We start from the raw sequence: 5,676 nt of genomic DNA on the forward strand, positions 1-5,676 counted from the left end.
TTAATCAGTGCTTCCCTAGAACCCTCGGGGCGGCAGCCCCGTCAAACTTCGCCTGCATAGCAGGCGTCAACCCTGGCCGCACAGCGGCCTCTCCTTACTCCCCTTTCACTTCCCTGTACATTTCATCCATAAACCCGTCCATCCATTTCATTTCATCGCCGGCCATGCCTTTTTTGTTAATGCTCATTTTAGCTATGGTGCCGGGGAGGAGGCGGATGTAGGGGAGCATGGTTCTTGGAAGTTTCATGGGATTCCAGCCATGCATGGGGTCTTCGTCCGCCCAGGTAATGACGAAATTGGTGCCGCCGTCCATAATGCTCCCGATGCCCAGATGTCTGGCTTTGACACGGATGTGGGAGATACGGAAGAGTTTTTCCACCGGCACCGTGGGAGAGCCGTAGCGGTCCACCACTTCGTCGATGAGGTCGGACAGTGCCTTCTCGTTTTCCACAGAGGCCAGGCGGCGGTAGATTTCCATTTTCTGTTCTTCATTGGAAATATAGCCGCCGTCCAGATAGGCATCCTGGCGGAATTCGATGGTGGTATTGGGCAGTTTCTTCGGCAGGGGCCTGTTTTCTCTTTTGGCCCGGAGCCGTTCCACCGCTTCTTCCAGCATAGTGCAGTAGGTGGCAAAGCCTACGCTGGCAATGTTGCCGTGCTGGGCGGCGCCCAGCAGGTTGCCGGCGCCGCGGATTTCCAGATCCCGCATGGCCACTTTGAAGCCGCTGCCCAGTTCTGTGAATTCGCGGATAGTGTCCAGTCGTTTTTCCGCCACTTCCGAAAGGATCTTCCCCTTCCGGTAGAAGAACCAGGCCCTGGCGATTTTTTCAGACCGCCCAACTCTCCCTCTCATCTGGTAAATCTGGGAAAGGCCCATGCGGTCTGCGTCATAAACCAGCATGGTGTTGGCGTTAGGCTGGTCCAGGCCGTTTTCGATGAGGGTGGTGCAAAGAAGCACGTCGTACCGTCCTTCGTAGAAGTCCACCATCACCTTTTCCAGCTGCCTGCCTTCCATGCGGCCGTAGGCCACGCCGATGGTAATATCCTCGGGAAGGATGCTTCTTAAATGGTCCAGCATGGCGCCCATGGTTTCGATGCGGTTGTATACGAAATAGGTCTGCCCCCCTCTTTCCCTTTCCCGGAGGATGGCGTCCTTTACAATGGCGTCATCGTATTCCGTCACATAGGTCTGGATGGCGTGTCGGTTGGAGGGAGGGGTGGTAATGGTAACCATGTCCCTCACCCCTGTAAGGCTCATGTGCAGGGTGCGGGGAATCGGGGTGGCCGACAGGGTGAGCACGTCGATGCCGGAGGACCAGGATTTCCATTTTTCCTTCTGCACCACGCCGAACCGCTGCTCTTCATCCACCACCAGAAGGCCCAGTTTCCGGCAGGTCACCTTTTTGTTCAGCACCGCATGGGTGCCGATGATCACATCCACCTCGCCGTCCTTCATTTTGCGAAGGATTTCCTTCTTTTCCTTCAGGGTGGTGAAACGGTTTAAAAGGGCCAGGTTCACGCCGAACTGTTCCATGCGCTCCTTGAAATTTTTATAATGCTGCTGAGAAAGGACAGTGGTAGGACAGAGCACCATGGCCTGGTAGCCGCTCATAACGCATTTGAAGACTGCCCGCATGGCCACTTCCGTTTTGCCGAAGCCCACGTCGCCGCAGAGGAGCATGTCCATAGGAACAGGCCGCTCCATGGCCTTCTTGATACCGTCGATGGCGGTGAGCTGGTCTTCCGTTTCCACAAAGGGGAAGGTGTCTTCAAATTCCCTCTGTTCCACGCCGTCTTTGGCAAAGGCAATGCCTTTGGTGATTTCCCGCTTGGCGTAAATATCCAGCAGCTGCTCCGCCAGTTCTTCAATGGACTTTCTGGCTTTGGACCGGATTTTTTCCCAGTGGGCCTCCCCCATTTTGCTGAGCACCGGCGTGCCCCCTTCGGGGCCTATATATTTTTCCAGGGTGGAAATCTTTTCCACCGGCAGGTACAGCTTATCATTTCCTGCATACTGGATGGCGATATAGTCACGGTGCACGCCGGAAAGTTCTATGGTTTTAATGCCCAGGTACTTGCCTATGCCGTGCACGTCCTGCACCACATAGTCTCCCACGTTGAGGTCGGAGAAATAGCGGATCTGCCGTCCCCTGCCGGCGCCTCTTACTCGCCGGATTTTCTGTTTCCCCAGCACATCGCCGGCAGTGAGCACTGCCAGCTTGTCCTCTGCCATTTCATAACCTTCGGACAGGACGCCGTGGATAAGGTGCACCGCAGAAGGCATGAGTTCTTCGGAAAGAGGAATGTCATATTCCTTCAATATGCCCTTTAACTCCTCTTCCTCCGAAGCCCGGGGCACCACAAAGAGCACCTTCCACTCCTTCTTCAGAAGAGCCTTCAGGTCTTCGATGAAAATAGGAATCTGCCGCTGGTAGTTGGTCATGGACTGGCCCTGCCAGCTGTGCACTTCCGGCGAGAAATCATCCAGGGAACGGTTCAGGAGGGAAAGGATGATTTCCCGGTTTCCCTTCCTTCCCCTGACCGCCATGTCATGGAAAGAAAGGGCCCTTTTCCTGTTTTCTCTTTCTTCCTTGAAGAAACGCTTCAGCCCCTCTTCTCCCCTTTGCGGTTCATCATAAATAATGAGTCCCTTATTAAGATAATCGAAAAGAATGCTGTCCTTTTCTTCCTTCAGGGAAAGGGGAAGGATCATGACCTCCTTGAAATTTTCAATAGACCGCTGGCTGTCTTCATCGAAGGAACGGAGACTGTCGATTTCATCGCCGAAGAATTCCATGCGCACCGGATGGGTTTCACTTACCGGAAATACATCTACAATGTCGCCGCGCACTGCAAAATGGCCGCAGCGCTCCACCTGGTCCACCCTTTCATATCCGGCGGATACCAGTTTTTCTAAAAGCTCTTCCCTTTCTATTTCCTGTCCCAGGGCAAAGGACAGGGCATGGTCTTTCAGAGCCAGGGGGCCCACAATCTTCTGGGCTGCTTCCACAGAGGACGCCAGAATCACCGTCTTTTTCCTGTCCATAAGCCTGGAGAGTGCCTGCATGAAGTCCCGCTGCCTTTCCATGCCGGAGAAGGTGACATTGAAACCGGCCTCTTCCACCAGGGGGAAGGGATGCACTTCAAAATCCGGCGCAAAAAAGGCCAGATCCTCTTCCCAGCGGAAAATGTCCTTCTGCTCCGGCACCACAATCACCGCCTGCCCAAAGCTGCGAAGAAGGGAGGCTGCCAGAAGCGCTTTCTGGGAACCGGAAATACCGGTCATCATGTGGGCTTTCTTTCTGCCTCCCAGAAGATTCTTTACCCTTGGCTCTAAATCTTCCACCAGGGAAGGACCTGTATGACTGTCCATTTCAAAAGTCTTTCTTTCCCCCGTCAGGGCCTCCTTCACTGCTGATAAGGAAGGTGTATTTTCACTCATTTCCTGCCTCCTTTCTCTCATTCATCTTCACCAGGTCTTTATATCCCTCAAGTTCCAGAATCCGTGCATGGATTGTCTTCCCCTCATAGGTAAAGGAGGGCAGAATTTCTTCCATGGGAACAAGCACAAAAGGCCGCTCCCAGAAATACGGATGCGGCAGACGGAGGAATTCCGTTTCCCTTGTGCAGTTCTCACTGTAAATCAAGTCCAGATCCAGGGTACGGGGCCCCCAGTGGACCTTCCTTTCCCGTCCGAATTCCTTCTCTACCTGAAGGAGGAGAGCCATGAGCGCCTCTGCGCTCCCTTCCCATTCCACCAGTGCGGCGGCATTGATGAAATCGGGCTGGTCCCTCTTCCCCCAGGGTTTTGTCCTGTAAAAGGAAGAGACCTTCCTCACCGTAAGTCCCTCTTCCCTGGAAAGCCTTTCCACAGCTTCCTTCAGTATACGAAGGGAATCCCCCATATTGGATCCCATTGCCATAATATATGTATTCATGTGTTTAAGAAAAGGAGTCTTCCTTTTCTGTCATTTCCTTTCCGCAGAGAGCGTCACCGATACATCCTCCAGAATGCCGGGGATGGGAGAACCGGGCTTGTGAACCGTGGTAATCACCTTCATCACCAGGGGAAAACCCTCCATAATGTCCTCATTAATCACCCCTGCCAGCCTTTCCAGCAGTTTGTAGGGGCCCCCTTCCGCTCTCTTCTTTACCATTTCATAGACAGCCACATAATTCACCGAATCTTCCAGTGCATCGGATTTCCCCACCTTTGACAGGTCAAGATCCATTTCCACATCGATGTAGAAACGCTGTCCCAGCTTTGTCTCCTCCGGCTCATCGCCATGGTAGCCGAAAAAGGCCATCCCCTTCAAGTCGATATGATCCATGTCATTCTCCTTCTTTATGGAAAAGGCGGAGAGCGTCCCACACCTTAAGCTCCCGGGCCGTGGTCTTCACATCATGCACACGGTAAATGGTGCAGCCCTTTTCCGCGCCCCACAGGTTCACCGCTGCCGTACCTTCATCCCTTTCAGCTGCGTCGGTATCAAGAATGGCGCCGATGAACCGCTTGCGGCTCACCCCCAGAAGCCAGGGGCAGGGGAAGGCCAGCGTGAGCTCATCAAGCCGCGTCAGGATTTCCATATTCTGCTCCACATTCTTCGAAAAACCGATGCCCGGATCCAGGATGATATTCTCCGTCTTCACACCGGCAGACAGGGCGATTTCAATGGACTTATCAAAGAAATGCTTCAAATCCTCAATGATATCGTCCCCGTACTCCTCTGTTTCCTGGTTATGCATGAGAATCACAGGCACATCAAAGGCAGCAGACACTCTGGCCATGCTGCCGTCGTCATACTGGAAGCCCCAGATATCATTCACCATATGGGCGCCGGCAGACAGCGCCTTTTCCATGGTTTCATAATGATAGGAATCCACAGACACAGGCACCATGCTCACCTTCAGCACATCCGGAAGAAACTGCATGAGCCGCTCTGTCTCCTCCGCCGCCGTCAGCACCTGGTGGCCGGGACGGGTGGATTCCGCACCCACATCGATGATATCCGCCCCGTCCTTCACCATATCGGTAGTATGGGACACCGCCAGGGTATCAGAATTCCACTTTCCTCCGTCGGAAAACGAATCGGGCGTCACATTCAGAATCCCCATAACCAGGGACTTCTCCCCCAGTTCCAGAGACTTCCCATCCTTCCATGTATATCTGCGATGCTGTCTTTTCATTGATAATCCTTCTTTCAGGAAATAGAAAACGCTGATTCACCCCTATGAACCGGTTTTCTCCGTATCAAAAACATTACCCCCATTATAACACGGCGGGAAAAGAGAAAGAACCAACAAAAAAAGCGGCATACACCGCTTTTCTGTGCCAAGCCGCCATTGAGGAGTATGACAGCCCCGCAGTCCGATTGATAATCAGGGAAATAATCATCAATGAGACCGGATAGGATACACCCATCCCATGGCATTTCCTCCATGTAACCCTATTATACAAAATTTTTCACAAAAATCCAATAGGGGACTGAAAATTTTTAATGGGCCCCTTGGGCCCAAAGGTTCAAAAGGTTCAGAGGGGAAGGTTGACGGCCCTTCGGGCCGAGGGTTCTTAAGGTTCTTAGGTTTGACGAGCCCTTTGGGCCCGAGGGTTGTGGATTGCCCCACAGGGGAAACGACTCACTGGATTTCCGTGTCGCTGTCGCTTCCCTACAGCAC

At 53.1% G+C, this 5,676-nt stretch carries 4 protein-coding genes; all 4 read right to left on the reverse strand.

The window, feature by feature from the left end:
• Positions 1–94: 94 nt before the first annotated feature.
• The 4 genes from mfd to folP are packed head-to-tail and all read right to left on the reverse strand — an operon-like array spanning position 95 to position 5,187.
• Positions 95–3,442, reverse strand: coding sequence for a transcription-repair coupling factor (gene mfd / locus B2Y11_RS01865; protein ID WP_291055431.1), 3,348 nt, complete (start codon positions 3,440–3,442; stop codon positions 95–97).
• A complete protein-coding gene (folK, locus tag B2Y11_RS01870; RefSeq protein ID WP_291055435.1) occupies positions 3,435–3,923 on the reverse strand; it encodes a 2-amino-4-hydroxy-6-hydroxymethyldihydropteridine diphosphokinase in 489 nt (162 codons plus the stop codon). Before folK ends, mfd begins: the two co-directional genes overlap by 8 nt.
• A gap of 45 nt (positions 3,924–3,968) precedes the next feature.
• Complete coding sequence (gene folB, locus B2Y11_RS01875; protein WP_291055438.1) at positions 3,969–4,331, reverse strand: dihydroneopterin aldolase; 363 nt, start codon at positions 4,329–4,331, stop codon at positions 3,969–3,971.
• A gap of 1 nt (position 4,332) precedes the next feature.
• Positions 4,333–5,187 carry a dihydropteroate synthase gene (folP, locus tag B2Y11_RS01880; protein WP_291055441.1) on the reverse strand — a complete coding sequence of 285 codons (855 nt, stop codon included), beginning with the start codon at positions 5,185–5,187 and terminating at the stop codon, positions 4,333–4,335.
• Between the last annotated feature and the right edge of the window lie 489 nt (positions 5,188–5,676).

The sequence above is a fragment of the Dialister sp. UBA1703 genome, from assembly GCA_002320515.1.
In the GTDB taxonomy this organism is placed as follows: Bacteria; Bacillota; Negativicutes; order Veillonellales; family Dialisteraceae; genus Dialister.